General features: G+C 55.2%; 27 protein-coding genes. 16 read left to right on the top strand and 11 right to left on the bottom strand.

Annotated elements, in window-relative coordinates; genetic code table 11:
- Positions 1-22 precede the first annotated feature (22 nt).
- From COO92_RS06785 to COO92_RS06775, 3 genes are read left to right on the top strand one after another with little or no spacing between them, the layout of a single operon-like run.
- Positions 23-1,891: a TRAP transporter permease gene (locus COO92_RS06785; protein ID WP_101300832.1), complete on the top strand. Its 1,869-nt coding sequence runs from the start codon at positions 23-25 to the stop codon at positions 1,889-1,891.
- A complete protein-coding gene (locus COO92_RS06780) occupies positions 1,888-3,225 on the top strand; it encodes an acyclic terpene utilization AtuA family protein (protein ID WP_101300830.1) in 1,338 nt (445 codons plus the stop codon). The genes COO92_RS06785 and COO92_RS06780 overlap by 4 nt, the downstream gene beginning before the upstream one ends.
- Entirely contained in the window at positions 3,225-3,542 is a 318-nt protein-coding gene (locus COO92_RS06775; RefSeq protein ID WP_420823337.1) for an AtuA-related protein, read from the top strand. The genes COO92_RS06780 and COO92_RS06775 overlap by 1 nt, the downstream gene beginning before the upstream one ends.
- Before the next feature lie 39 nt (positions 3,543-3,581).
- Here COO92_RS06775 and COO92_RS06770 read toward each other — a convergent pair whose 3' ends face one another.
- Positions 3,582-4,316, bottom strand: a complete 735-nt coding sequence (locus COO92_RS06770) for a glutathione S-transferase (protein WP_101300828.1) — start codon at positions 4,314-4,316, stop codon at positions 3,582-3,584.
- Between the two features lie 346 nt (positions 4,317-4,662).
- Between COO92_RS06770 and COO92_RS06765 the strand changes: the two genes are divergently transcribed.
- The 3 genes from COO92_RS06765 (at position 4,663) to COO92_RS06755 (ending at position 7,251) form a co-directional block, all read left to right on the top strand.
- The gene (locus COO92_RS06765; protein ID WP_022732516.1) at positions 4,663-4,881 is read left to right on the top strand and encodes a DUF3126 family protein; all 219 of its coding nucleotides are present in this window, start codon (positions 4,663-4,665) and stop codon (positions 4,879-4,881) included.
- A 305-nt stretch (positions 4,882-5,186) separates the two neighbouring features.
- On the top strand, positions 5,187-6,383 hold the full coding sequence (gene fdhA, locus COO92_RS06760; RefSeq protein ID WP_101300827.1) for a formaldehyde dehydrogenase, glutathione-independent: 1,197 nt from the start codon (positions 5,187-5,189) through the stop codon (positions 6,381-6,383).
- A 211-nt stretch (positions 6,384-6,594) separates the two neighbouring features.
- The gene (locus COO92_RS06755) at positions 6,595-7,251 is read left to right on the top strand and encodes a hypothetical protein (protein WP_101300825.1); all 657 of its coding nucleotides are present in this window, start codon (positions 6,595-6,597) and stop codon (positions 7,249-7,251) included.
- Positions 7,252-7,330: 79 nt separating this feature from the next.
- Here the strand turns inward: COO92_RS06755 and COO92_RS06750 are convergent, their stop codons facing one another.
- From COO92_RS06750 to COO92_RS06735, 4 genes are all read right to left on the bottom strand, one after another.
- Positions 7,331-8,113: a siderophore-interacting protein gene (locus COO92_RS06750; protein WP_101300823.1), complete on the bottom strand. Its 783-nt coding sequence runs from the start codon at positions 8,111-8,113 to the stop codon at positions 7,331-7,333.
- Positions 8,114-8,141: 28 nt separating this feature from the next.
- Complete coding sequence (locus tag COO92_RS06745; protein ID WP_101300822.1) at positions 8,142-8,654, bottom strand: MarR family winged helix-turn-helix transcriptional regulator; 513 nt, start codon at positions 8,652-8,654, stop codon at positions 8,142-8,144.
- A gap of 10 nt (positions 8,655-8,664) precedes the next feature.
- Positions 8,665-10,074, bottom strand: coding sequence for an MFS transporter (locus COO92_RS06740; protein WP_101300820.1), 1,410 nt, complete (start codon positions 10,072-10,074; stop codon positions 8,665-8,667).
- A 258-nt stretch (positions 10,075-10,332) separates the two neighbouring features.
- Positions 10,333-11,004, bottom strand: a complete 672-nt coding sequence (locus COO92_RS06735; protein ID WP_165792290.1) for a class I SAM-dependent DNA methyltransferase — start codon at positions 11,002-11,004, stop codon at positions 10,333-10,335.
- Positions 11,005-11,171: 167 nt separating this feature from the next.
- On the opposite strand from COO92_RS06735, the gene COO92_RS06730 reads away from it, so the two are divergent.
- Entirely contained in the window at positions 11,172-11,378 is a 207-nt protein-coding gene (locus tag COO92_RS06730) for a hypothetical protein (protein ID WP_101300817.1), read from the top strand.
- A gap of 80 nt (positions 11,379-11,458) precedes the next feature.
- The gene (locus COO92_RS06725; protein ID WP_101300816.1) at positions 11,459-11,971 is read left to right on the top strand and encodes a hypothetical protein; all 513 of its coding nucleotides are present in this window, start codon (positions 11,459-11,461) and stop codon (positions 11,969-11,971) included.
- 66 nt (positions 11,972-12,037) lie between these two features.
- On the opposite strand, the gene COO92_RS06720 is transcribed toward COO92_RS06725, so the two are convergent.
- Entirely contained in the window at positions 12,038-13,240 is a 1,203-nt protein-coding gene (locus COO92_RS06720) for a TIGR03862 family flavoprotein (protein ID WP_101300814.1), read from the bottom strand.
- A gap of 382 nt (positions 13,241-13,622) precedes the next feature.
- Between COO92_RS06720 and COO92_RS06715 the strand changes: the two genes are divergently transcribed.
- The 4 genes from COO92_RS06715 to COO92_RS06700 all read left to right on the top strand — a co-directional run bounded on the left by COO92_RS06715 (position 13,623) and on the right by COO92_RS06700 (position 16,937).
- Entirely contained in the window at positions 13,623-14,684 is a 1,062-nt protein-coding gene (locus tag COO92_RS06715; protein WP_101300812.1) for an ABC transporter substrate-binding protein, read from the top strand.
- An 83-nt stretch (positions 14,685-14,767) separates the two neighbouring features.
- Positions 14,768-15,541 carry an ABC transporter ATP-binding protein gene (locus COO92_RS06710; RefSeq protein ID WP_101300810.1) on the top strand — a complete coding sequence of 258 codons (774 nt, stop codon included), beginning with the start codon at positions 14,768-14,770 and terminating at the stop codon, positions 15,539-15,541.
- Positions 15,531-16,340, top strand: coding sequence for an ABC transporter permease (locus tag COO92_RS06705; RefSeq protein ID WP_101300808.1), 810 nt, complete (start codon positions 15,531-15,533; stop codon positions 16,338-16,340). The genes COO92_RS06710 and COO92_RS06705 overlap by 11 nt, the downstream gene beginning before the upstream one ends.
- A 138-nt stretch (positions 16,341-16,478) precedes the next feature.
- Entirely contained in the window at positions 16,479-16,937 is a 459-nt protein-coding gene (locus tag COO92_RS06700) for a host attachment protein (protein ID WP_165792289.1), read from the top strand.
- A gap of 63 nt (positions 16,938-17,000) precedes the next feature.
- Here the strand turns inward: COO92_RS06700 and COO92_RS06695 are convergent, their stop codons facing one another.
- The 5 genes from COO92_RS06695 to pcaQ form a co-directional block, all read right to left on the bottom strand.
- Positions 17,001-17,954 carry a helix-turn-helix domain-containing protein gene (locus tag COO92_RS06695; protein ID WP_101300806.1) on the bottom strand — a complete coding sequence of 318 codons (954 nt, stop codon included), beginning with the start codon at positions 17,952-17,954 and terminating at the stop codon, positions 17,001-17,003.
- A 118-nt stretch (positions 17,955-18,072) separates the two neighbouring features.
- A complete protein-coding gene (locus COO92_RS06690) occupies positions 18,073-19,464 on the bottom strand; it encodes a TRAP transporter large permease (RefSeq protein WP_101300804.1) in 1,392 nt (463 codons plus the stop codon).
- A complete protein-coding gene (locus tag COO92_RS06685; protein WP_101300802.1) occupies positions 19,457-19,954 on the bottom strand; it encodes a TRAP transporter small permease in 498 nt (165 codons plus the stop codon). Before COO92_RS06685 ends, COO92_RS06690 begins: the two co-directional genes overlap by 8 nt.
- Before the next feature lie 83 nt (positions 19,955-20,037).
- Positions 20,038-21,069: a TRAP transporter substrate-binding protein gene (locus COO92_RS06680; protein ID WP_101300800.1), complete on the bottom strand. Its 1,032-nt coding sequence runs from the start codon at positions 21,067-21,069 to the stop codon at positions 20,038-20,040.
- Between the two features lie 230 nt (positions 21,070-21,299).
- Positions 21,300-22,241, bottom strand: coding sequence for a pca operon transcription factor PcaQ (gene pcaQ, locus COO92_RS06675; protein ID WP_101300798.1), 942 nt, complete (start codon positions 22,239-22,241; stop codon positions 21,300-21,302).
- 144 nt (positions 22,242-22,385) lie between these two features.
- Here pcaQ and pcaD point away from each other — a divergent pair, with 144 nt between their 5' ends.
- Genes pcaD through pcaG form a run of 4 tightly spaced genes read left to right on the top strand, consistent with a single transcriptional unit; the run spans position 22,386 to position 24,868 of the window.
- Positions 22,386-23,186 carry a 3-oxoadipate enol-lactonase gene (pcaD, locus tag COO92_RS06670; RefSeq protein ID WP_101300796.1) on the top strand — a complete coding sequence of 267 codons (801 nt, stop codon included), beginning with the start codon at positions 22,386-22,388 and terminating at the stop codon, positions 23,184-23,186.
- Positions 23,179-23,571, top strand: a complete 393-nt coding sequence (pcaC, locus tag COO92_RS06665; protein ID WP_022732495.1) for a 4-carboxymuconolactone decarboxylase — start codon at positions 23,179-23,181, stop codon at positions 23,569-23,571. Before pcaD ends, pcaC begins: the two co-directional genes overlap by 8 nt.
- Positions 23,572-23,575: 4 nt before the next feature.
- The gene (pcaH, locus tag COO92_RS06660) at positions 23,576-24,277 is read left to right on the top strand and encodes a protocatechuate 3,4-dioxygenase subunit beta (protein ID WP_101300795.1); all 702 of its coding nucleotides are present in this window, start codon (positions 23,576-23,578) and stop codon (positions 24,275-24,277) included.
- A gap of 3 nt (positions 24,278-24,280) precedes the next feature.
- Entirely contained in the window at positions 24,281-24,868 is a 588-nt protein-coding gene (gene pcaG / locus COO92_RS06655; protein WP_101300793.1) for a protocatechuate 3,4-dioxygenase subunit alpha, read from the top strand.
- Position 24,869 lies beyond the last annotated feature (1 nt).

The following is a 24,869-nucleotide window of genomic DNA, read 5'->3' as shown; positions in this document are numbered from 1 at the left end:
AAGCATCTAGAGGAAAACCGCCATGTCTGTGCGCATCCGCGACGGGTTTGCGTTGCTTGTGGGGATATTCGTTTTTTATACCGCTGCAACAGGCCCGTTTGAAAGTTTGATTCAGAGGGCGGTTTTTCTCGCGCTTGTCACGTGTCTGGGGCTTAGTCTTTATCCATTGGGGCAGGGAACGACCTGGCGCAAGGTTGGTCTGGTCGTTGACCTCATGCTGGCGGGGATAACGGTCAGCGCGTGTAGCTATATCGTGGTGAACTACGATGAAATCATGACAACCCTGCCATGGGCGACCAAGCTTGATATGGCGTTGACGGTTGGGCTTGTCGTGACGGTTCTGGAAGTCGGTCGTCGTGCGGTCGGGGCAATTTTCCCTGCACTTGTTATTGCCGGTTTGTTGTATGCCTTGCTTGGCAACTATCTTCCCGGAAGCCTTGGACACCGCGGCTTTGACGTCGAGTTTGTTACCGAGACGATCTTTCTTGGCGACCTTGGTATCTGGGGCATGCTGACCGGGGTTGCGGCCACGGTGATTGCCGCGTTTGTTCTTTTTGGTGCCTTGTTGCTGCATACCGGTGGCGGACAAAGCTTTATGGATCTGGCCATGCGGCTTGGTGGCCGTCAGCGCGGTGGGGCTGCCAAGATTGCGATTATTTCCAGCGGCCTGTTTGGCATGATTTCCGGTTCAGCCGTTGCCAATGTGGCGACCACCGGCAATTTCACCATTCCAATGATGCGCAGGCTTGGTTATCCCGCCCCACTTGCCGCCGCAGTAGAAGCGGTGGCATCGACCGGTGGGCAGATTGCCCCGCCGATCATGGGGGCGGCGGCCTTTGTCATGGCCGAGATCCTTGGCATTGCCTATGTCGATGTGATGATTGCCGCAGTTATTCCGGCTGTTTTGTTTTACCTGTCGGTGTTTGTCACCGTCCATATCGTTGCCACCCGGCGGAACCTGGCCCTTGTTCCCGAAGACGAACTTCCGGCATGGTCGGACATTCTGGCACTGCGCAGGGTATTGCCGATTGTTGCCGCCCTTGGCTGTCTTGGGGTTGGTATTTTCATGGGCCGTTCGGTCGCGACATCGGCCTTTTACGGGATGGGCGGGCTTTTGGTGGCGTTTGTCGCAACCTCCATCGGGCAGTTGTCGGTGCGCGACATGTTTGGCCGAATTCTTGACGGTGTCACGGATGCAGGCAAGGGCATGGTGATCATTGGTGTCTTGCTTGCCGGGGCGCAAATACTGGTTTCTATGATCAATATGACCGGGATTGGCGTGACGCTGAGTTCGATGATTGTTGCCATTGCCGGTGATTCAACCGTTCTGGTGGCGATGATTGTCGGTCTGGTGTGCATGATCATGGGCATGGGATTGCCGACAACTGCGGCCTATGTGCTGGTTGCCGCCGTTCTGGCACCGGCCATGATTGCAGTCGGGATCGAGCCGCTGACGGCACATCTTTTTGTTTTTTACTTTGCCACCATCTCGGTGATTACACCGCCTGTTTGTGTTGCGGTGTTTGTGGCGTCGGGCATTGCGCAAACCAACTGGTTGCCCGCCGCGGTTGAGGCTGTGCGCCTTGGGGCGATGACCTATGTGGTGCCGTTCATGTTGCTTCTGTATCCCGGCATGACCGGCGGTGGGGGCACGATGGCCGTGGGCAATGCGATTTTGTCCGGGCTGGTTCTGGTGGTTGCTATTCCGGCGTTGCTTGGTGGTCAGCCGCTTTTCGGGCGCCTGTGGGTTGATCGGGCCTTGTTGGTTGTTGTGATTGCCATCGCGCTTTGGCCCGCATTTCTGACACCGCTCATCGCGGCAGGTTTGCTGGGCGGGTTTCTGTTTTTCGGGCGTGATGCGCGCCGTGCGATGCTGGAGGGCGGACAATGAAGACAATCCGCATTGGAACTGGTGCCGGGTTTTCCGGCGACCGGATCGAGCCAGCTGTTGAATTGGCAAAGCATGGTGAAATTGATTATCTGATTTTCGAATGCCTTGCCGAGCGGACCATTGCCCTTGCCCAGCAGGCAAAAATGCGCGATCCGCAGGCGGGTTTTGATCCGTTGCTTGAGCGCCGGATGCGCGCAGTTCTGTCCGTTTGTCGTGACAAGGGAATTCGGATCATTTCCAATATGGGGGCGGCGAACCCGGTTGGTGCCGCCAAACGGACGGTCGAAATTGCGCGTGAACTGGGCTTGACGGGATTGCGTGTGGCGGCAGTTCAAGGGGATGACGTCCTTGATATCCTGTCGCCTGATACGTTTCATATCGACGAAGAAAACTGTGCCCTGCGCGATTTCAACAAACAGGTTGTTTCGGCAAATGCCTATCTTGGGGCCGGCGGGATTGTTGATGCCCTGGTTGCCGGGGCAGATGTCATCCTGACCGGGCGCGCGGCAGATCCGTCGATGTTTCTTGCGCCGCAGATTTTTGAATTTGGCTGGGAAATGGATGACTGGACGCGGCTTGGTCGCGGTACGCTTGTTGGTCATCTTTTAGAATGTGGCGGGCAAATCACCGGCGGGTATTTTGCCGATCCGGGAATCAAGGATGTACCCGATCTTGCGCGGTTGGGTTTTCCGATTGCCGAGATCACCGAAAACGGAAATGCAGTTATTACCAAGCTTGGTGGCACGGGTGGGTGCGTTACTGCTGCGACCTGTAAGGAGCAGCTTCTTTATGAGGTCCACGACCCCAAAAGATATATCCAGCCCGATGTCATTGCGGATTTTTCCGGGGTGGAGATTACAGAAATCGGGCCAGACCGGGTTGCGATCGCCGGTGGAAATGGTTTCCAGAAAACCGGAAGTCTGAAAGTTTCCGTCGGCTATGTGGATTCCTGTGTTGGTGAAGGGCAAATTTCCTATGCCGGGCCGGGGGCCGTGGCGCGTGGACGCCTTGCCCTTGATATCTTGCATCAGCGGATGGAACTGGCCGGGATTTGTTGTCAGGAAATCCGTGGTGAGCTGATTGGTGTGAATTCCGTGTTCCCGCAAGCCGAGCCAGCAGACGACGCGCCCGGTGAAGTTCGTTTGCGCTTTGTTGTGAGGACCGATGACCTTGCGACGGCGGCGCGCATCGGTGAAGAAGTCGAAAGCCTGTATCTGAATGGCCCGGCTGGTGGCGGGGGTGTCACCAAATCAACACGCGAAATCGTTGCCATCGTATCGGGGCTGTTGCCCGAGGGGCATTTGAAGACACATTTCGAGATGATGGAGGCCTGATGGTGCAGCTACGCGATATTGCCCATTCCCGTACCGGGGACAAAGGCAACATTTCCAATGTTTCGGTGATTGCCTATCGCGCAGAAGACTGGCCAATTCTGGTGCGTCAGGTCACAGCAGAACGGGTGCGAGACCATTTCGGAACAATGGTTCGCGGCGAAGTCCTGCGCTATGAGTTGCCGCAGATCGGTGCGCTTAACTTTGTGATGCATGATGCGTTGGGGGGCGGGGTTACACGGTCACTGGCACTTGATCCGCATGGCAAGTGCCTGAGTTCCCTTCTTTTGACCCTGACGATTGAGCCGATCCACACATAGGTGGTTAACCGACATTTGGGCCCGGAAAAGCAATACGCTTTAGGCCGCCTTAAACACAATCGGTGCGTCGCCTTCGTGCCACTGGTCGTATTTGGTCATGGCGCGTTCAAAGAAGCTTGAGGCCAGAAAATCAGCCAGCCAGCGCTGCACATGGACAAACGGCATGGCGTCAAACGCATCACGGTCGGCGTTGGCGAACTGGCGGACAAACGGGGCAATGGCAAAATCGGCCAGAGCCGGGCGCGATCCAAACAAATAGCGGCCAACGGCCAAGCGGCCATCCAGACGGTTGAGGATTTTTTCGGCATCGCGGCGGTGTTCGGCCGGATCGGCGTGCTCATACCGGGTATGGTATTTGTAGCGATCAAGGTGATGCTTGAACGGGCCGTCATTTTGCGCGATCAGGGCCAGCATATCATCGAGCGTGCCGCTTTCGGGTGTCATCCAGTCATTGGGATCGTTTTCGACCAGGGCCCAGACCATGATTTCGAGGCTTTCGTCAATCACGGTGCCATCGGGCTGGATCAGGACCGGCACGGTTGCCTTGGGGGACGCATCGATCATGGATTGGGGTTTGTCGCGCAACACAACTTCGCGCAGTTCGACGTCAATGCCAGCCGAGAGCAAGGCCATACGGGCGCGCATGGCATAGGGGCAGCGCCGGAAGCTGTAGAGAACGGGCGGGTTTGTCGCCGCGTTGCGGGCTTCGTTGCTGGCTGCGTCGGTGGCTTTGGCGTCGCTTTGGGCCGGGGTGGTTTGGTCAATCTCGGTCATATCTTCGGCTTAACGGCTGTGCTCTGGGATTGCAACTGGTTTGGGCGGATTTTGCCCCAAAGCACACCGGATGGGAAACGCAGATTGGAAATAATGCGCAAAGTTCCCTATGTTTGAGAAACGGGTCCAGCGTCGAAGATCGGACATATCCTGAAACAGCAGGCGGTAAAATTTGATCAAATCGGTCTTTTTTGCCGTCGCGGGCTTGATTTGCAGGGGTGGTTTGTGGAAGACAATGGGCACAAGATTTATACATCGCAGGATCGCTGCTGACGCCGGATGGCGCTTGCGATATTCTGCGGATTAACAGATGTAAGCCGACTGCAAAGAACAAGGGGCAAGTTCTATGACACCGACCGAAATTGCGCGCGTTACCGATTATCTGCGCCGCACCTTTGACAATAAACTCATCGCCATCGACCCGCCGAAGAAAAAAGGCTACCCGATCGAAATGCGTGTTGGCGATGAATTCGTCGGTGTCGTGCATCGTGACGAGGACGAAGGCGAAGTCAGCTACTCGCTGAATTTGGTCATTCTTGAAGAAGACCTGCCGCCGGCACCCTGATCAGAAGGGTTATCAGGCTGAATAAAAACGCCCCGTGCCAGAAACTGGCCGGGGCGTTTTTTTGTTCGTTTTTTCCAAACGTCGCAAATGTTCTGAACACAAGAGGATGTTTAGCGAACGGCGTTCAGTTCGTTTGACAAGGTATGGGGTGAGCCATACCGTTTTGATTGTGTATGGCGACAAAGTAAAAACGCTATGAGTTTGGTTGGTGGCAGATACAAAAACAAAAAGTCCCAAGCAGCCCCAGACAGCCCAGGCGATACGCACAATCCTGAAAACAAATGTCAGGCGAGAGGAAACGAAAAATGAGTAATCCATCAAATCGTGGCGTGATCTATAAAGGTGCGGGGCAAGTGGCCATTGAGGCGATTGCCTTTCCTGAACTGGCGCTGGGCAACCGTAAATGCGAACACGGCGTCATTCTTAAAGTGATCACGACCAATATCTGTGGCAGTGACCAGCATATGGTGCGCGGCCGGACGACAGCAGAAGAAGGCCTTGTACTGGGGCATGAGATCACTGGTGTGATCATTGAAACCGGCCGGGATGTTGAGTTCCTGAAAGTCGGGGATGTGTGTTCGGTGCCGTTTAACATTGCGTGCGGACGGTGCCGCAATTGTAAATCGGGTTTGACGGGCATTTGCCTGAATGTGAACCCGTCGCGCCCCGGTGCGGCATATGGCTATGTCGATATGGGCGGCTGGGTCGGTGGACAGGCCGAATATGTCATGGTGCCCTATGCCGACTTTAACCTTTTGAAATTCCCCGATGCCGATCAGGCGATGGAGAAAATCCGCGATTTGACGTTGCTGTCCGATATTTTCCCGACCGGGTTCCATGGCTGTGTCACCGCCGGGGTTGGTCCGGGATCAACGGTTTATATCGCAGGTGCCGGTCCGGTGGGGCTGGCGGCGGCGGCATCGGCGCACCTTCTGGGGGCGGCCTGTGTTGTGGTTGGCGACATGATTGATGATCGTCTGGCACAGGCGCGCAGTTTCGGGTGTGAGACCATCGATCTGAAACAAGAAGGGCCGATGGAAGACAAGCTTGAAGCCATTCTGGGTGACCGGGAAGTGGATTGCTTTGTCGATTGCGTCGGGTTTGAGGCGCATGGCTGTGGCTGTAACCATGGTCATGAAGCCCCGGCGACAGTGCTTAACTCTGCCATGCAAATCACCCGTGCGGGTGGTCAGATCGGCATTCCGGGTCTGTATGTGACCGAAGATCCCGGTGCGGTCGATGATGCGGCCAAGCATGGCGCGCTGAGCATGCGGTTTGGCCTTGCGTGGGCGAAATCACATTCGTTGCATACCGGTCAGTGCCCGGTGATGAAATATCACCGCAACCTGATGCAGGCGATTTTGTTTGAAAAGATCGACATCGCCAAGGCCGTCAATGTGCAGATGATCAACCTTGATCAGGCACCAAAGGGCTATGCCGATTTTGACGGCGGGGCGGCGAAGAAATTCGTCATTGATCCGCATGGGAGTGTCGCGGCCTGATTAACGCTTAACGGCTTTGTCTATCACCTTATCGAACACCCCGGTCATTGGCCGGGGTGTTTTGCGTTGCGGGCGGGACCAAAGCCAACGCCAAAGCCAAAACCAAAGCCAGCGGGCGTTAAACCGGGTTTGCGGAACCAAAACCCGTGTGGGTGCGTTGGGATATAGGTTGGCAGAGCATGCCGTTGGATTAAGTCAGCAAAGGACGCACATGGAAACGTGGATTGAACAACATGCCACCTTGCTTCAGGTCGGGGTCAGTGTGGCCACATTGTTGATCTGGATTTTTTATGCGCAATTGCTGTTTCAAAGCTACCGCCGGGCTCGCCGCCCGAAAATCGTGATCAATCAGATGCTGGGCAATTCCGACAAAGCCCGCTTTCTGATCAGCAATATGAGCCAGGAAGCCATCCATATTGATAAGGTGCTGGTGTGTATGGGCAGCGGTGAGGACCGGGTCTGTGAACTGGTGACCGATGCTGATCCCGAACAAAGTTCAGGCGAGAAAGACCAGAACGCCATGCTGTCGGCCCGACTGGATGAAGTGACCTTGCAGGGCCCGCTTGGATCGGGGAAATGCATTGAGCTTGGGGCGTTTCAAAATCTGCTTAACCGTATCTGGCGTCGGGCACAAAAAAACAGTGAGAATGGCGGCACCCGGAACGATGCGATTGGGGCCGGGCATGAGTGCCGGGTCGAGATCATCGTGATGGCGGTTTACAGTTCGGAAAAAGGCGTGATCGGGGCCAGCCGGGCCTTTTGGCGCAAAGAGGACGGGGAACTGCACCCCGAAGACGTCAAAACCGACCAATATACCGGCTTTTTCGCCCGCCGCCGTATGGCGCGGTTGCATTCGCAATATGTTTGATCATGGCAGATGCAAAACAACCGGCACCAAAACAAGGGCCGGTTGCGGTTTAAAAGGTACCTAAATGCGGGCGTGCGGGTTAGGCCGCGTTTTGGGCATCTTCGGATTTGATGACCTTGTGTTTGTCTTCGTTCATGCCAAGTTTCCAATAGCTTGAGATGTAGAAGTCATCCTTGCCAAGGTTGCGGTCATTGCGGAAATAGCTGCGCAGTTCCTTCATCGAGGTGAATTCACACGCCGCCCAGACCGACGGGCGACCGTCATGCCATGGCAGCCTTTTGACGATGTCGCTGAGCGCTGTGTTCTGCGTGCCCGGTGTCGGGTTGATCACCCATTCAATGGTGATGTTTTCGGGTTTGACCAAATCCTGCATGTCGGCTTCGGAATGGATTTCAATCACCGCATAGCCGCGCGCATCCGCAGGCAGGGTTTCAAGATTGACCGAGACGGCCGGAAGGGCGGTCATATCGCCGACAATCAGGAACCAGTCGGCGGTGGTATCCACCAGCTTTTTCGGGCCGGGGCCGCCGATGGTGATCATGTCGCCGGGTTGGCAATTGACCGCCCAGTTTGACGCCGGGCCGCCGTGGTCGGTGCCATCGTCACTTTCGCCGTGCATGACAAAATCAATGTCAACTTCACGGCCCTGATCGGTCATGCGGTCATGACGGATGGTATAGGTCCGGCGCAAAACGCGGTCCTTTTCATCGCCCTCAATCGGGAAGATCAGTTTGACATAAGCACTTGCCTGATCCTCGGGAAAGGATGCCATGCCATCACCGCCAAGGGTGACGCGCAGCATGTCGGGGGTGACATATTTTTTGCCGATCACGGTCAGATCGCGGGGGGCAGGTTTACTCATTATGGGGGGCTCCTTGGTCCATTGGGATTTATTCGTCTGGCTGGACCGTTTTCTTGCAATTGGGGTTTTCCAGATTGTCGGCCATCAGATTGGCGATTTCGACAAAGGTCTGGATCTGCTGTGGCGTAAGCCCGCGCGTCATTCGGGTTCTGACATCCTGTTCGACACTGCGAAATTCGGTCATCAGTGTGTCACCGGCGGGCGTCAAATGCAGGGTCTGGCTGCGTCGATCTTCGGGATGGGGCCGTCTTTCAATCAGGCCCTCGTTTTCGATTTCTTTGATAAGCCGGGTGATGCGGCCTTTGTCCTGACCGGATTTTTCGGCCATTTGCTGGGCGGTGATGCCCGGCAGCTTGATGATCCATTTCAGCACGCGTTTGTGCGACATCGGCATCGGCATATCGGCGGCCTGCATGGCGTTCATGGTGGTGCGTTTATAGGCATGGATTAACCGATGCAGGGTTTCGCCGGGAACATGTGCCGGATCGTTTGGGGCGTTTGGCGCGGTTGAGGCGGTTGGCGCGTTTGGGTCGGTTGTCATGGTCCTGTCCTTACATGCCCGCCGGGCGTGTGATCCATCCGGTCCGAAGGGCATGGCGACGCCCTTCGCAGATGATGGCCGAAAGCAGTGCCGCACCGGCCGCAAAGCTCATGATCGTGTGCAGTTCAAACGACCCGCTGATGCCGATCAGGATGGCAGCCGTGGCCGCCCCAATCGATTGTCCCGTGAGGCGTGCGGTGGACAACATCCCACTGGCACCGCCGGAACGGTCACGCGGGGCGGAGGTCAGCATCAGGCGATTGTTGGGGGCCTGAAACAGGCCAAAGCCAACCCCACACAGTGCCAGCGCGGCAATCATTTCGCCGTAACTTCCCGCCGTTGACACCAGTGTGGTGGCATAAAGCCCGCAGGCAAACAGCGCCATGCCCATGCCGGTCAGGCGGATTGGCGAATATTTATCCGCCAGCCGTCCGGCAACCGGGGCGGCAATGGCGGTGGCAAGCGGCCATGGGGTCATCAAAAGTCCTGTGACGGTCGCGCTATATCCCAACACATCATGGAAATAGAACGGGAGTGCGACGAATGCAATCATCTGGGCGCAAAAACCACAGACCGATGACCCGATGGAGCAGGCAAACACCGGCAGGCGCAAAAGATCAATCGGCAACATCGGGCGGTCTTTGGACAATTGGCGACGCACCAGTGCGATGCCCGCCAGAATGGCAATGGCAAATTGCGCGGTGATCAGAGCCGGGTGACTTTGCGTGCCCACATTGCCAAGGGCGGAAATCAGGCCGCCAAAGGCAAACACGTTTAACAGCGCACTGATGAAATCAAACCGGGTGCGGGTCGGGGCGTTAAAGGGCAGGGTGAAATAGCCAATGACAATTGCCAGAACGGAAATCGGCACATTGATCAAAAACAGCCAGTGCCAGCTTGCAACCGCCAGAATACCAGAGGCAATCGTCGGCCCGGCAGCGGCCGAGACCGACACCGTCATGGCGATCCAGCCAATGGCACGGCCCAGTTTGGCCTGCGGGAAGATATGGCGCATGACAGCACCATTGATGCTCATCAGTGCCGCACCGCCAAGACCCTGTAACACGCGGGCCGCCGTCAGGAATTCAATATTGGGCGCCATGGCACAGAGGCCCGATGCAATGCCAAAAATCGCAATGCCGCTTAGGTAAACCTTGCGAAAACCAATCGCCTCGCCAAGCGCGGCAAGGGGGAGCAGGGAGACAACAATCGCCAACTGATAGGCGGTAACGACCCAGATGGCATGGGCCGGGGATACCCCCTGATCCTGTGCGATGGTGGGCAACGCGACATTCATGATCGTGCCATCCAGCACGGCCATGGTGATGGTCAATAACACGGCCATGGCGGCAAAACCGGCACGCGGGCGTGGCAGGCCGTCGGGGTAAATCTTGGGCGAAACGTGGAGCAAGGTCGGCATGGGGCAAGGTTGCTTTCATTGGTGGCGCGGCAAACAATGCGCAGACCGTGTGGTGGCACGAGGGGCGCTTTAGGGCTTGCACTTGCGTAGGTTCGACTGGCGCAGACTTAACTGGCGCAGGCTTAATTGGTTGACATAATCAACTACCTAGAAATGGTTGATCTTGTCAACTATAAAATGCGAATGGATCGCATTTATGGTGCGGGGTGTTTCAGGTGTGGGGTGGGAAATGTCGCTTAGTGGTCTGAAATCGCGAGGTTATTTCACACGATAGACGTCATAGAAAACATGCGTCTTATCCCCGAAATCCTTATGGTTCGGCAGATAGGGCATCGGGTTGGAATGCGAAACCTGTTCCCAGAGTCCCGCACGCGTGGTGGCGGTCAGGACCTTAACAAAGGTCTCGTCATACAGATCGGCGCGGTGGGTGAAACTGACAATGCCGCCGCGTTTGACCACGCGGCAAAACTCGGCCATCAGTTTGCGTTTTTCACGCACATAGGTCAGGGTGCCGATGCATTGCACGGCGGCAAAACCATTGTCGCCAAAGGCCAGTGGCTTGTTCATGTCGCGCTTTTTAAGATGGCGATAGACACCCTTGGCCTCGGCGGCTTGCAGGGATTCCAGTGATAAATCAATCCCGGTGAGGTCGGTGTATCCGGCCCGTGCCAGTTCCTGCCCGGTCAGGCCGGTGCCACATCCGGCATCCAAAATCGGCGCATCAAACGCGATATCCTGTGCGACCATGATGGCGGCTGCGCGCAGTGGTGCGTCATAGCCCATTTTCGGCAAATCAGCGTCATAGCTTTCGGCCCATTTATCGTAATAGGCCGCCAGACGTTGCGGATCGGCATCCGTCATGCGGGTCAGTTCAGATGCGCTATCGGAAATATCATGACGATTGGCATCGCCATCACTGGCGTCGACCATGGTTCTTGCCTCGCTGTTTTTGCTTTTGGAGTGTTTGTCTCGGGAGCGGGCATTAAGGCACAGGCCGCGCATGAATGCAAATTGGTCCTGCCCTTGTGAGTAGTATTCGGCCATCGGTTTGATGCGTATCATCACGCAAACATGCGGGAAGACACAGGGGAGGACGGATGATGAAAGTGATGATGATTTTGGCGATTGGTGCGGTGTTTGCACTTTGCGCAGACCCCATGCCGGCTCATGCGGCGGGCGGCTTTACTGTGGCGGGTCAGACGGCGGGGCAGGTGATTGAACATGGCGGCGGATGCCGCAAAAGCTCCCCGCCCGGTCAGTGTTGCCACATGGATAACAAGGCGGGGTCGGTGCATTGTCATTGACGTGGCATTTTCTTGGGGCAGAAAAGAAATCTGTCCCCTTTTTATGGATGGTACATAAGAGAGAACCGATAGGAAAATTAATGAAGGTTACAAGTTTTGGTCAGTTTTGGAGATTAGATGAAATTGATTGGTCTCCAGGGAAAGGATACCGGAACAGTTTTCGTTTTCTTGGAAGAGTAGGAGCTAATCGAGGAAAAATCCGCATTTGTGATTTTCGAAATCAGCAGGGAATCTATATTTTATTTGATAACTACGGTCCTACATACGTTGGCTTAACTCGCCAACAGGGTTTGGGAAAACGATTAAAAGACCATCTTTCTGATCATTTAGCAAATAAATGGGATCGGTTTTCTTGGTATGGATTTCGACCAATTGGGTGTCCTGATCCGTCAACAGGGATACTAACTTTAGACGAACCAGTAGATAGTCTTAGCGACGATACGTATACTACCATTGGAGATTTGGAAGCACTTTTGATTCGTGCAATTGGTCCAAGACGTAATTCAGCTTATCCTTCATTTCAGGATGCTGAAGAATGGACACAAATCTGGGACTATGAGAAAGGTGATTACCTTAAAAAATTAATGGGCTGACATAGGTAAGGAGTTTTCCTTATGAATGTTAGCCCATTAATTTTGGATATTGTTGTTTGTTTGCATTTAGTGCGTAAGCGAAGCACTCAACAAATACCCTCCAGTAGGCGCTTCCCAATCGACCATCTCGCCCAAGCAATAGGTGCCGGGGCGTTTGATAAGCTGGAAAGTTTTGTCGAGTTCTTCCCATGCGACGCCGCCAGCGGTGCTGATGGCCTCATCAATCGGGCGGGGTTTGGTGATTTTGAGGGGGAGGCTCTTAATTGCGGTGGCGAGTTTTGTTGGGTCGTTTAGGGTTTCGCGTGAGGTGACCTCAAAAATCAGGGCGGTTTTGGTGGCGTCAAGGCCGAGCGATTTGCGCAAATGGTTGCCCATGGAGTTTTTGCCGCGTGGTTTGGTAAGGCGGGTGGTGACGTCTTCCAGTGTGCGGTCCGGGGCGAGGTCGAGTGTGAGGGTGGCGTCCCCGGTTTCAAGCCATTGATCGCGGAGCGTTGCCGAGATGGCATAAACCGCACTGCCTTCGATCCCGGTTTTGGAAATCACGAATTCACCGCGCACGGTTTGCGTGCCACAGGTCAGGGTGACGGGTTTTACCGGTTGTCCGGCGCATTTATCAATCAAATGGTCGGTCCAGTTGACGTCAAAGCCGCAATTGGCCGGTTTGAACGGGGTGCATTTGATCCCGGCATTTTGCAGGATATCCATCCATTTGCCGTCTGATCCCAGCCGTTTCCAGCTTCCGCCGCCCAAGGCCAGCACGGTGATGTCAGCCGTGGCCGTTGTTTCGCCATCGGGTGTTTTAAAAACGGCCTGATCGGCATCATTCCAGCCGGTCCAATAGTGGCGATAGTGGATTTTACAGCCCAAGCCATCCAAGCGTTTGAGCCATGCACGCAAAAGCGGGCTTGCCTTCATCGTGGTCGGGAACACCCGGCCCGAAGACCCGACAAAGGTTTCAATGCCAAGCCCCGCACACCAGTCGCGGATTTGGGCGGGGCCGAATTTTCTAAGGTGTGGTTCGAGGCGTTCGCGCGATGCGCCATAGCGGGTCAGGAAGGTTTCCAAATCTTCGCTATGCGTGATGTTCAGACCCGATTTTCCGGCCATCAGGAATTTCCGCCCGGCACTGGGCATGCCTTCATACAATGTCACCGCATATCCTTCGCCCGCCAACCGTTCGGCGGCCATCAGCCCGGCGGGACCGGCACCGATGATCATGGCGGTTTTGCCGTTGGGGGTGGGGGCGGATGTCGGGGATTGTTCTGGCATGATCGGCCTTGTCACGGGGGTGAAGGTGGTGTGCTGGTTTTAGCCTGTTTTGTGTGGGGTGGCAATTTTGTGTGGGGTGTTCTCGGTGAGGGTGGAGTTTGTGGGGCGAGATCCCCGCCTTCGCGGGGATGACGGGGAAGGGTTTCGCGGGGATGACGTTTGTATTGATCTGATTGTCAGGCACTGTCATTCCCGCGCAGGCGGGAATCTCGTGCCGGGCGTTCCACCAGCGGGCGAAAGATCGTTTCGTGCGATTAGCCCATAAGGGGCAAAACCCGCCAATTTTCATGCAATAGGCGCTAAACATTGGCAATTTGGCGCTTAATCGGCTACCAAAATTGCGAACACATAAATGAACAAAAAATGGTTTTGAGGAGGAAACATGCGTTCACATGATTTATGGCGGGGTGCCGCAACAGCCGCCCGTCGTTCGGTGCTGGCCGTCGCCCTTGGTGCGGCTGTTTTGGGGGGCGGGGCGGCACATGCGGCGGAGAAAATCAACATTGCCGCGCTGACATTCGTTTCAAGCTCGCCCTTGTTTATCGCCAAGGAAAAGGGCTATTTCGCCGACGAAGGGCTTGATGCGGAAATTACGTTTTTCCGGTCGGCCCAGCCGGTTGCGGTGGCGATTGCATCGGGGGATGCTGATTTTGGCGTGACGGCGTTTACGGGTGGTTTCTTTAACCTTGCGGGCAAGGGCGCGCTTAAGGTGATTGGCGCGCAGCTTCATGAAGATGCGGGCTATGACGGATCGGCGATTTTGGCATCGAACAAGGCGTTTGAGGCCGGTTTGACGTCGGTTGATAAGCTGGGCGGGCATAGCTTTGCGCTGTCGCAGGTTGGATCGTCATTTCATTACATGATTGGCAATGTGGCCGAGAAGGCCGGTGTTGACCTTGCAAGCATGGAGCTTAAGCCGCTTCAGTCCGTGCCCAACATGATTGGCGCGCTTAAAAGCGGGCAGGTCGATAGCATGATCATTGTGCCGCACATTGCAAAGCCGCTGGCCAATGCCGGGGCCGCACACATCATTGGCTGGGTGAAGGATTATGTGCCTTATCAGGTTGGTGGTCTGTTTACATCGGCCAGCAATGTTGAAGAACGTCGCGATGTGGTCGAGAAATTCGTGCGCGCCTATCAAAAAGGGGTTGCCGATTATCGGGCGGGGCTTTTGGCAACGGACAGCGATGGCAAGCTTGTGAAAAGTGACACCACCGACGAGATTCTTGAGATCGTGCACAAGTATGTCTATAGCGACGATCCGGCCGAGAAGGCCTATCCGAAAATCCGCAATGGCGCGATGTTCATCACCGAGGAAGGCAAGCTTGATGTCGAGGACGTCAAAGCGCAGGTCAAATGGTATCAGGAGCGTGGGTACGTTTCGGCCGATGCCAACCCGGATGAGTTCATCGATACCAGCTTTATCGCGCCGCTGGGTCAGTAAGATCATCTGATTTTAAGCCGGGCCGAAGCGACATGCCTTCGGCCCGGTTGTTATTTTTTTAGTCCTTTTAAAAAGAGAGCGCGATGCGCCTTCATATCAAGAATGTCAGTCACAGCTATGATCAGGTCGAGGCATTGCGCGACATTGATTTTGGCATTGAGCCGGGTGAGGTCGTGGCCCTGATCGGGCCGTCGGGCTGTGGGAAATCGACGTTGCTGTCGATTATTGGCGGGTTGCTTAAACCGACCGGCGGGGAGGTCCTGATGTGTGATCAGGCAAAGCCCGAGGGGTGCTTAAACCCGCTGACGTATGTTTTTCAGGACTTTGCACTTTTGCCGTGGCGCACGGTTGCGGGCAATATCAGTCTGGTGCTGGAAGACCACGCATTGTCCAAATCCGAACGTGATGACCGCATTGCCGAAGTTTTGGCGCAAACCAACCTTTCAGATTTTGCCGATGCGTACCCCAAGCAGCTTTCGGGTGGCATGAAGCAGCGGGTGGGGATTGCGCGCGCGTTGGCGGTGCGGCCCGCAGTCTTGTTGATGGATGAGCCACTGTCGGCCCTGGATGCGCAGACGCGGATTTTATTGCTTGATGAGTTTTCCGACATGTTTGCGCGTACCGGCATGACGGCGGTGTATGTGACCCATAACCTGAATGAAGCGGTGCGGCTGGCCCATAAGGTGGTGGCATTGCGCCGGCGTCCGGGCACGATCAAGGAAATCCATGACATTGATGTGCCGATCAAGGATCGGGTTGAGGGCATGCCTGAACTGATCGCGCATGAGCAGGCGCTTTGGGCGTTGATCCGTGATGAGGCAATTGCGGCCGATAAGGAGCTTGAGCATGTCGCGTGATGTTGAGCAGGGCGCACCTGCATCACTGGTGCGGTTCCGGGCGACGGGGTTTAACCCGAAATCCAATCCGGTGGCGGCATGGGCCAGCTTTGTGGTGGTGATTGCGCTGTGGCAATTGGGATCAAGCACCGGGTTTATTTCCGAACTTGCGATGCCAAGCCCGGTTGCGGTGGCCAAGGCACTTTGGCAGTTGATTGTGTCGGGTGACCTTTGGCTGCACCTTGGTGCGTCGTTACAGCGCCTTGTCGGTGGCTGGATCATGGGGACGGTGGCCGGGTTGGTGGTTGGTTTTCTGGTTGGCATGTTTACATGGGCGCGGTCGCCCGGTGTGGCATTGGTGTCGGCCCTGTTCCCGATCCCGAAGATTGCGCTGTTGCCGCTGTTTATCATCTGGTTTGGCATTGGCGAACCATCGAAGTTTGCCACCATTGCCTTTGGCGTGTTTTTCCCGACCGTGATCAATACGTTTGGCGGGGTGGATAACGTTCAGCGCAACCTGATCCGTATGGGGCAAAGCTTTGATTTGCCGATGACCTCGGTGGTCCGCAAGATCATATTGCCCGGTGCATTGCCCACCATCCTGTCGGGGTTCCGCATTTCATCATCGATTGCGATTATCCTGTTGATTGCCGCCGAGATGATTGGCGCGCAATACGGGATCGGGGCGCTTATTCTGGCGGCCGGGAACCTGTATCAGACCGATCAATTGATTGCCGGTGTGGTGGTGTTGTCCTTGATGGGCTTGTGCGTTTCTTGGTTGCTGGGGCGGCTGGATCGCTGGTTGCTGGGCTGGCGGTAGACGCAACGACATTCCGCGAAAGAGATCAAAGGGCCGGTCAGAGGATCGGCCCTTTTTGTTTTTCCGGGGATTGGCTGGAACATCATGGCGTTTGCGGGCGTTGGCGAGGTATCTGCAACAACGAATGGCAGGTTTGAAATGCCCCATAAGAACCAGTGGATCCTTGTCGCCGATGGTGGCCGCGCACATGTGATTTCCGTGCATCACGATGCCGAAGGCCGTCATCTGGAAACCGTTCATGAAATGATTGCCGATAATCGATCCAGTTCGGAAATTGCCAGTGACAAGCCCGGTCGCGGTTTTGCCAACCCCGGCGGCAATCAGCAACGCCACGCCATGCCGCCCAGTTCCGACCCGCATGAACATGCACAGGTCGAATTTGTTGATGATGTGATGTCGTACCTGACGGCCAAGCGTAATGACGGCAAGTTTGATAATCTGATTGTGGTGGCACCGCCAAAAATCATGGGCACGGTCCGCCAGAAAATGTCAAAGGCGGTTGAGATGACGGTTGAGGGTGAAATCACCAAGGATTTGACCAAGCTGCCGCTTAAGGATTTGCCAGAACATCTAAGCGGGACGGGTGGCTGGTTATAGGGCCATGTTGCGAAAGCCCGGAATGGAGAAATCAGTCATTCCGGGCGCAGTACAGCGCAGACCTTAGCGATGATCGCGCCGGAATTCTGCTGGCGGGATTCCGGCATGTTTGGCGAAAAATCGTGAAAAATAACCGGCATCGCGAAAGCCCAGTTCATCGGCGATTTGCTGAATGGCGATGTCGGTATAGATCAGGGTGCGTTTTGCTTCCAGCATCAGGCGGTTTTGCAGCACCTCACTTGCGGTCATGCCATAGATATCCTTGGCAATGCGGTTAAGCTGTGTGGTGGTGATGCCGATTTCACGCGCATAGAATTCAAGCGGTTTGTGCTGTTTGTAGAACGTTTCGACAAGGGCCTGAAACTTGCGGAATTTGCCGGTTTTCTGTTCCTGACGCGACAGGCGGGTGGTGGTGCTGTGCTGTGGGGTGTTGCGCCCGATATCAAGCAACAGCAATCCCAGAATATGGCGCAGCGCAAACATCCGGCCGGTTTTGTGGCTGTAATATTCCAGGACCAGTTGATGGATCAGAAAGTCGATCGGGCTTTGCTGTGCGGATGTGGTGCCGGTGACCGTATCAACGCAGACAGCCTGATCAAGCCGGGCAAGCAGTTTGGGGGCGGGGGCCAGCGTTTGTTGCAGGTGATAATCGGTCAGCGAAATCACCCAGCCATCAATATCATCACTGAATTTAAAGCCATGCACAGTGCCCGGCGGGACCGTGATCAGATGGCCCGATTGCATGGTGAAATGCTGGTCATCAAAACTGATGTTTGCCGAGCCCTGCGTGATGTAAAGCAACTGAAACAGATTGGTGTGGCGGTGCGGTTTGATGTGCCAGTCATGCAGGCGCGATCGTTCGGGAATGCTTTCAAGGTGAAAGAATTCTGGTTCGGTGATCGGTTGTGGTTCGGCGGTGCTGTTTTCCGGATCGCGCGTGGCATCAAACCCGCCCGCCGTTCGGGCATCGGCATCACGTTCGCCATAGAGTTTATAGATCGGGATGCTGTTGCGCATGGGCTTTCTTATGATTGGGCACTGATACGGATGGCCGAGTTTACCCTGTTTTGGGTGTGATCAAAAGAAAAGCCCGCCATCGGAAATGGCGGGCTTTGGTGATCTTATTGGTATCTGGCTATCCACCGAGGAACGAGGGCACAAACAAGGTGAGTGCCGGGACGAAGATGATCAGCAAAATACGGATGATCTCTGCGCCAAAGAACGGCATCACACCCCGGAAGGTCTGGCTCATCGGGACACCCTTGGCCAGCGCATTGATGATAAACACATTCAGCCCGACGGGTGGGGTTATCAGCCCCAGTTCGACGACAATCAAGGCGAGAATACCAAACCAGATTTTAAGGTCCTCCGCCCCCATGCCATAGGCCGCCGTCGCTGCCGTTGCCCAGTCGCCACCATTGATGTCGACCAAGGCCGGCCAGAAGAACGGGATCACGACCACAATCATCGACAGGCTTTCCATGAAGCAGCCCAGAACGATCAGGGCGAGGAGCATCAGAACCATGATCAACCATGGATCAAGGCCGCTGGTGGCGGCTGCTTCGGCCATGTAGGCCGGAAGGTTGGCACGGCTAAAGAAGCCTTTGAGGATTTCCGCACCCAGCAGAATGAAGAAAATCATCGAGGAGGTAACCGCGGTGTCTTTGAGCGACTGACGCAGACCTTGCCATGTCAGGCCACCCTTGCCACGGAACCGCATGTAGGCGCCATATACCAGAATGGCGAACACGCCAACACCGGCCGCCGGGGTCGGGGTGAACAGACCGGCACCAAGGCCCAGAATGATCGCGCCAAAGATCACCATGACCGGGATCAGGCGCAGCAGGGCTTCTTTACGTTCAGCAGGCTCCATCGGGGCGGGTTTGGGGGCCAGTGACGGGTTGATGCGCACCTGAATGGCAATCACTGCCATAAAGAACAGAACCGCGATGATGCCCGGAATGATGGCGGCCTGAAACATCTGGATGATTGATGCTTCGACGGTGACCGCATAGATCACAAGGGCGACCGATGGCGGGATCAGAATGCCAAGTGTGCCGCCCGCCGCCAGCGTGCCGGTTGCCAGACGCGGCGAATATTTCAGCCGGTCGAGTTCAGGCAGGGCGACTTTGCCCATGGTCGATGCGGTGGCAAGCGATGAGCCGCAGACCGCACCAAACCCGGCACACGCACCAATGGCGGCCATGGCAACGCCACCCCGGAAACGACCAAGGATGGCATTGACCCCCTGAAACAGATCGCGTGACAGGTTGGCCTGACTGGCAAGATAGCCCATCAAGACAAACAGCGGCACGACGGACAGTTCATAGTTCGACACAATCCCGTACAGCAGGGATTTGAATTGCTGCAGATACGGATCAAAGCGCAGGAACGGGAAGAACAGGCTGAGCACATAGTTGCCGCCAATCCCGACCCCCACCATTGCAAGACCAACCGGAACGCGCAGTGCGAGAATGAAGAACAGCAGCCCAAGGCCGCCAAGGCCGATTAATTCGCGTTCAGACATTGGACTCTCTTTCGAAAACCTGATTTCCGGCAATCAGCGCCCACAGGAACATCGATGCGATGCCCGGCAGATAAAACGGCCAGATCGACCAGCCCAGAATTGCGGAAAGAGTATTGTCGCTGCGCACTTCGATCAGTCCATGCACCATCATATAGCCAAGGAACAGTGCCAGTACCGTCATGCAGATGCCCGATACCGTGTCAACAACACGGGCAAACCACGTCGGAAACATTTTAATGAACACGTCAACAGCGACGTGGCCGTGGCGCGATTGGCAGTAGGGGAAGAACATCAATGCCGCCGAACTGACGATCATGCTGACGAAATCTTCGTAGCCGATGATCGCAGGGACATTGGCGTCAAACAGTCGAGCCAGTTTGTCGAGGCCAAAGGCGGTCACATTGACCATCGTCACCACAGCAATCAGCAGGGCAAGAAACCCGCCAGCAACGGCAAACCAGGCGGCGGCCTTATTCAGCACGTTTTTCATGATTCAAACAATCTCGCGGGAAAAACAGGGTCACGCATCGCATGATACGTGACCCCACAAGATTTTCCAGTACCTTGAAAAGGTTACTTGGTATGGGACAGAACGGCTGCTTTGGCGTCTTCGACCAGTTTTGCACCGTCGATACCATTCGAGTTGGCTTCTTCGATCCAGCGATCCACAACGGTTGCGGCCGGCGCGTCAAAGGTTGCTTTTTGTTCTGCTGTCAGTTTAACGACCTGACCTTTGCCATCGTTGATCATTTTGCGACCGACGTCTTCGACGTCGTTAAAGACATCGCCGATATGACCGGCAAACTCACGACCGGAATTACGGTCGATGATTTCCTTGAGGTCGTCAGGCAGGCTGTCATAGCGTTCCTTGTTCATCGCGAACAGGAAGGTCGAGGTGCCAAAGCGGGAATTTACACCTTCGCCTTCAACGGAATAGGAAACCAGTTCAGCCAGTTTAAGCGGCGGTACCACTTCGAACGGCACCAGACCACCATCAACAACACCAAGTGACATAGCTTGCGGCAGGGCCGGGACTGGCATGCCAACAGGTTCAGCGCCCCATGCTTCGATCATCCATGACCCGGTACGGGTCGGGGTGCGCAGTTTCAGGCCTTTGACGTCTTCAACCGTGCGGACGTCTTTTTCGGTCAGATGGATGGCCTGACCGGCATGAACGTGAACTGCAAGGGTGTGGACGTCTTTAAGGTCTTCGGCGTATTCGTCTTTGAGGTCCCACATCGCAAGGTTGGTTGCGCGTGCGTCGCCAAGATGAACGCCCGGAAGTTCAAAGACTTCCAAACGCGGGAACACACCCGGGGTATAACCCGGCAGGGTCCAGACGATATCGGCAACACCATCACGGACCTGACGATACAGTTCCGGCGGGTTGCCGCCCAAAGACATGGACGGGAAGATTTCAAACTTGATACGGCCGTTTGATTCTTCTTCGATTTTCTTTGCCCATGGCTCGATCATTTTCGACTGGGCCGGTGCTTTCGGACCCAGGAAATGGTGAACGGTCAGGGTAACTTCCTGTGCGTGTGCGCCGAACGACACCATGGTCGCGACAGCAGCACCAGCCAGCAATTTGGTGATGTGTTTCATTCTTCCTCCTTTGAACGTTTTGCCGCGTTCATACCGCTGGCAAACGTTTCAGCCACGATGCGCACCCTTAAAGTACGAAGTTTTCCAAGGTATTTTGTTGTTGTTTTTATTACTGTTTTTAGGGATGGCCTGCGGTTGACGCAATTCTGCCATGCCGATTTTGAATCAATCTAGTGGGCGCGAGATGGTTATGTATAATGATATGTAAGCACATATGCATAACCAAACGATTATGACTTCCTGTTCGAAAGTGTTGTGTGATGGGCGGATGCTTCTTCACGGACGGCATTGATCAACATTTCAACGGGGGGCGATACCGGGCTATCAATTCGGGTGGTCAAGCCCACTGGGCCAAAGGTGTCGCTGGTATCAATCGGCAGTTCAACCAAGTTACCCTCCGCGATATCGGATGCCACAGCCCCGTTTGATATGATCCAGATTGCATCGGTTTCACGGGTAAAGGCGCGTCCGAAAGATGTCGAAACGGTTTCAATCCGGTCAGGCAGGGCACCGATCCCATGGGCAATCAGCATTTTATCAACCGTCGAATGAATGATCGCATGTTTGGGCGGCACCAGAACCGTGAATTCGCGAATGCGGGTGATGTCAGGATTTTTATCGGCCAATAATGGATGGCCGGGGCGGGCCACCAGCGAAATATGTTCGGAATAGAGATGGATGAACGACAATCCCGACATCTGATCGGGTTCGGCAAGCCGTCCGACCACCAGATCAAGTTCACCAACGCGTAATTGCCCCATCAACATGACATTGGGCCCGGCGACAACCTTCACGGTGGTGTCAGGGCTAAGCGCCTTGAACCGGCGAATGGCGGCGGGCATCACACTTGCCGCAACCGTTGGCAAAACGCCAAGATTAATCGACAGTCCACCTTGCATGCGGACCTGACTGATGCTGTCGACACCTTGGCGCAGAGCGGTAACACTGGCCCCGGCATAGCGCAGGAACACCTTGCCAAAATCGGTCAGGGTGACACCGCGTTTGGATCGGTCAAACAGCCGCGCATCAAGATGTTCTTCGAGTTCGCGGATGGTTTTTGAGACGGCGGGCTGGGTGATTGACAGTGTATCGGCGGCTTTGCCAACGCTGCGTTGGCGGGCAACTTCGAGAAAACACGTCAGGTGGCGAAACTTAATACGTTGGTCCAGCATGCTTCCCTGCGGCGGATCGTTATTACGGTTATGTTATTTACGATGCTTGTATACTTATATAGTTATGCAAAATACGCAAATCATCATTTTACATAACCAAAACCGTCTGAGAATGTAGGGCGAAATAGTCAGGGTGGAAACGACATGAGTTTACACGTCGCCCCGATCAACGGGACACATATCCATTATGCCCAGACCGGCCCAAAAGACGGACCGGTGCTGGTTTTTTCGAATTCTCTCGGTACCGATTTGCGGATCTGGGACGATGTTGTTGCCGGGCTTTCGGACCGGTTTAACATTGTGACCTATGACAAGCGCGGTCACGGGCTTTCAGGGATTGGTGATGCGCCATATGACGTTTCGCTGCATGCCAATGACCTGATCGGGTTGCTGGATCATCTTGGTCTTGATCAGGTGATCATTTGCGGTCTGTCGGTGGGTGGTTTGATTGCCCAGAAAGTTATCGCCGAGCAGCCCAAACGTATTCGTGGCCTGATCCTGTGTGATACCGCATCGAAACTTGGCGATTATGATGGCTGGAACAGCCGGATTGAGGCGATCAAGGCCGACGGGATCGAGGTTCTGGGCGATGCGATCATGGAACGCTGGTTGTCGCCCGATTTCCGTGCCAACCGTCCGCTTGAAACCGCGATGTATCGCGACATGCTGGTTCGCACGACCGCAGATGGCTATATCGGTACCTGTGTCGCACTTCGCGACGGGGACTTGCGCGATGCGGCGGGCAAAATTTCTGTGCCGACCTTATGCGTCTGTGGATCAGTTGACCTTGCAACGCCGCTCGATGTGGTGCGCGCGATGGCGGACATGATTCCGAATGCGACATTTGAACTGATCGACGGGGTCGGGCATTTGCCATGCATCGAAACCCCGGAACAGCTTACCCGGTTGATCGACCGATTTACCAAGGAGAATAACCTTGTCTGAGAGCCGGTATGACGTTGGCATGAAAACCCGCCGTTCTGTTTTGGGCGATGCGCATGTGGATCGTGCATCGAAAAACATCACCGAAATTGACGAAGGTTTTCAGCGCTATATCACTGAAAATGTCTGGAACGGTGTCTGGACAAGTGACAAATTCACCAAGCGTGAACGTTCGATTGTGACCATCGCGCTTCTGGCGGGGCTTGGTCATGAAGAAGAACTTGCCATGCACATTCGCGCGACACTCAATACCGGGGCGACGCGTGATGATATCCGTGAAACCCTGATGCATGTTGCGGTCTATGCCGGTGTTCCCGCCGCCAATACGGCATTCCGCATTGCCAAACAAACCTATGCCGAGATCGACGCGGCGCCCAAGGGAGAGTAGTCACATGTCCGTTTTCAAACCGCGTGATTGGGGATCCCACGCCCCGCTTATTGCGCCGGGTTACAAGTCCACCTTGTTGCGTGGCCCGTCGCGCGCGCCCCTTGCGATCAAATCAGGATTGACCGAGGGGACAGGCCCGCGCTTTGCCCCGGCATCGGTGCGCGAACTTGATTTCGATCTGACCAAAAACGGCATTACCAATGGTGCGCCGCTTGGCGAGCGCATTGTGGTGCATGGGCGTGTGCTTGATACCGATGGCCGCCCGCAGCCTGATATTGTTGTCGAAGTCTGGCAGGCCAATGCGGCCGGGCGTTATGTGCATAAGGTTGACCAGCATGACGCACCGCTTGATCCGAATTTCCGGGGATCGGGCCGGTGCATGACCGATGCCAACGGTAATTACATGTTCTATACGATCAAGCCGGGGGCCTATCCGTGGGGCAACCATTTCAACGCGTGGCGTCCAAACCATATCCATCTGTCGGTGTTTGGTCCGGGGTTTGCCACCCGTCTTGTCACCCAGATGTATTTTCCGGGCGATCCGTTGCTTGATCTTGATCCGATCTTCCTTGAGACCAAGGATGCGGCGGCGCGTGAACGCCTGATTGCCAAATTCTCGATTGAGAAGACCGAGGAGGGCTTTGCCCTTGGTTATCAGTTTGACATTGTCCTTCGCGGACGCAACGGCACCCCGATGGAGAATTAAGTCATGGCATATGGTGAAACCCCCTCACAGACGGTTGGCCCGTATTTCGCCTATGGCCTGACCGCTGGACAGTATGGATACGACTTTAGCGATATCGTCAATCCGACCGTTGCCGGCCCGGATGCCGATGGGCAGCACATCCGCATCACTGGCACCGTTTTTGACGGAGAAGGTAATCGCGTAAATGATGCGATGATCGAAATCTGGCAGGCCGACTCCAATGGTGTTTACAGCGAAAATCCGGTTGATGTTGCCGATAGCGGTTTCCGCGGCCTTGGCCGTTGCGGGACGGGCACGGATGCCGATAACCGGTTCTGGTTTGAGACGATCAAACCGGGGGTCGTCGAAGATGCCAAGGCACCGTTTGTCAATGTGATTGTCTTTATGCGCGGCATGCTTGTCCACGCCTTTACCCGGTTTTATTTCGATGATGAGGCCGCGTTGAATGCCAAGGACGATGTCCTGCAATCAGTACCCGCCGATCGTCGCGACACCTTGATTGCCAAGCGTGTCGAAACGTCGACCGGGATTGAATACCGGATCGATATCCACATGCAGGGGAATGCGGAAACCGTGTTCTTCGACGTGTAAG

Source organism: Thalassospira lohafexi, from assembly GCF_002844275.1.
Taxonomy (GTDB): Bacteria; Pseudomonadota; Alphaproteobacteria; order Rhodospirillales; family Thalassospiraceae; genus Thalassospira; species Thalassospira lohafexi.
The sequence above is the reverse complement of the archived record's forward strand: the minus strand, read 5'-3'. Positions and strand labels throughout refer to the sequence as shown.

Excerpts from the sequence above, each read along its gene's own strand:
- COO92_RS06785 (WP_101300832.1), top strand. The coding sequence starts at position 23 with ATGTCTGTGCGCATCCGCGACGGGTTTGCGTTGCTTGTGGGGATATTC.
- COO92_RS06780 (WP_101300830.1), top strand. The coding sequence starts at position 1,888 with ATGAAGACAATCCGCATTGGAACTGGTGCCGGGTTTTCCGGCGACCGG.
- COO92_RS06775 (WP_420823337.1), top strand. The coding sequence starts at position 3,225 with ATGGTGCAGCTACGCGATATTGCCCATTCCCGTACCGGGGACAAAGGC.
- COO92_RS06770 (WP_101300828.1), bottom strand. The coding sequence starts at position 4,316 with ATGACCGAGATTGACCAAACCACCCCGGCCCAAAGCGACGCCAAAGCC.
- COO92_RS06765 (WP_022732516.1), top strand. The coding sequence starts at position 4,663 with ATGACACCGACCGAAATTGCGCGCGTTACCGATTATCTGCGCCGCACC.
- fdhA (WP_101300827.1), top strand. The coding sequence starts at position 5,187 with ATGAGTAATCCATCAAATCGTGGCGTGATCTATAAAGGTGCGGGGCAA.
- COO92_RS06755 (WP_101300825.1), top strand. The coding sequence starts at position 6,595 with ATGGAAACGTGGATTGAACAACATGCCACCTTGCTTCAGGTCGGGGTC.
- COO92_RS06750 (WP_101300823.1), bottom strand. The coding sequence starts at position 8,113 with ATGAGTAAACCTGCCCCCCGCGATCTGACCGTGATCGGCAAAAAATAT.
- COO92_RS06745 (WP_101300822.1), bottom strand. The coding sequence starts at position 8,654 with ATGACAACCGACCCAAACGCGCCAACCGCCTCAACCGCGCCAAACGCC.
- COO92_RS06740 (WP_101300820.1), bottom strand. The coding sequence starts at position 10,074 with ATGCCGACCTTGCTCCACGTTTCGCCCAAGATTTACCCCGACGGCCTG.
- COO92_RS06735 (WP_165792290.1), bottom strand. The coding sequence starts at position 11,004 with ATGGTCGACGCCAGTGATGGCGATGCCAATCGTCATGATATTTCCGAT.
- COO92_RS06730 (WP_101300817.1), top strand. The coding sequence starts at position 11,172 with ATGATGAAAGTGATGATGATTTTGGCGATTGGTGCGGTGTTTGCACTT.
- COO92_RS06725 (WP_101300816.1), top strand. The coding sequence starts at position 11,459 with ATGAAGGTTACAAGTTTTGGTCAGTTTTGGAGATTAGATGAAATTGAT.
- COO92_RS06720 (WP_101300814.1), bottom strand. The coding sequence starts at position 13,240 with ATGCCAGAACAATCCCCGACATCCGCCCCCACCCCCAACGGCAAAACC.
- COO92_RS06715 (WP_101300812.1), top strand. The coding sequence starts at position 13,623 with ATGCGTTCACATGATTTATGGCGGGGTGCCGCAACAGCCGCCCGTCGT.
- COO92_RS06710 (WP_101300810.1), top strand. The coding sequence starts at position 14,768 with ATGCGCCTTCATATCAAGAATGTCAGTCACAGCTATGATCAGGTCGAG.
- COO92_RS06705 (WP_101300808.1), top strand. The coding sequence starts at position 15,531 with ATGTCGCGTGATGTTGAGCAGGGCGCACCTGCATCACTGGTGCGGTTC.
- COO92_RS06700 (WP_165792289.1), top strand. The coding sequence starts at position 16,479 with ATGCCCCATAAGAACCAGTGGATCCTTGTCGCCGATGGTGGCCGCGCA.
- COO92_RS06695 (WP_101300806.1), bottom strand. The coding sequence starts at position 17,954 with ATGCGCAACAGCATCCCGATCTATAAACTCTATGGCGAACGTGATGCC.
- COO92_RS06690 (WP_101300804.1), bottom strand. The coding sequence starts at position 19,464 with ATGTCTGAACGCGAATTAATCGGCCTTGGCGGCCTTGGGCTGCTGTTC.
- COO92_RS06685 (WP_101300802.1), bottom strand. The coding sequence starts at position 19,954 with ATGAAAAACGTGCTGAATAAGGCCGCCGCCTGGTTTGCCGTTGCTGGC.
- COO92_RS06680 (WP_101300800.1), bottom strand. The coding sequence starts at position 21,069 with ATGAAACACATCACCAAATTGCTGGCTGGTGCTGCTGTCGCGACCATG.
- pcaQ (WP_101300798.1), bottom strand. The coding sequence starts at position 22,241 with ATGCTGGACCAACGTATTAAGTTTCGCCACCTGACGTGTTTTCTCGAA.
- pcaD (WP_101300796.1), top strand. The coding sequence starts at position 22,386 with ATGAGTTTACACGTCGCCCCGATCAACGGGACACATATCCATTATGCC.
- pcaH (WP_101300795.1), top strand. The coding sequence starts at position 23,576 with ATGTCCGTTTTCAAACCGCGTGATTGGGGATCCCACGCCCCGCTTATT.
- pcaG (WP_101300793.1), top strand. The coding sequence starts at position 24,281 with ATGGCATATGGTGAAACCCCCTCACAGACGGTTGGCCCGTATTTCGCC.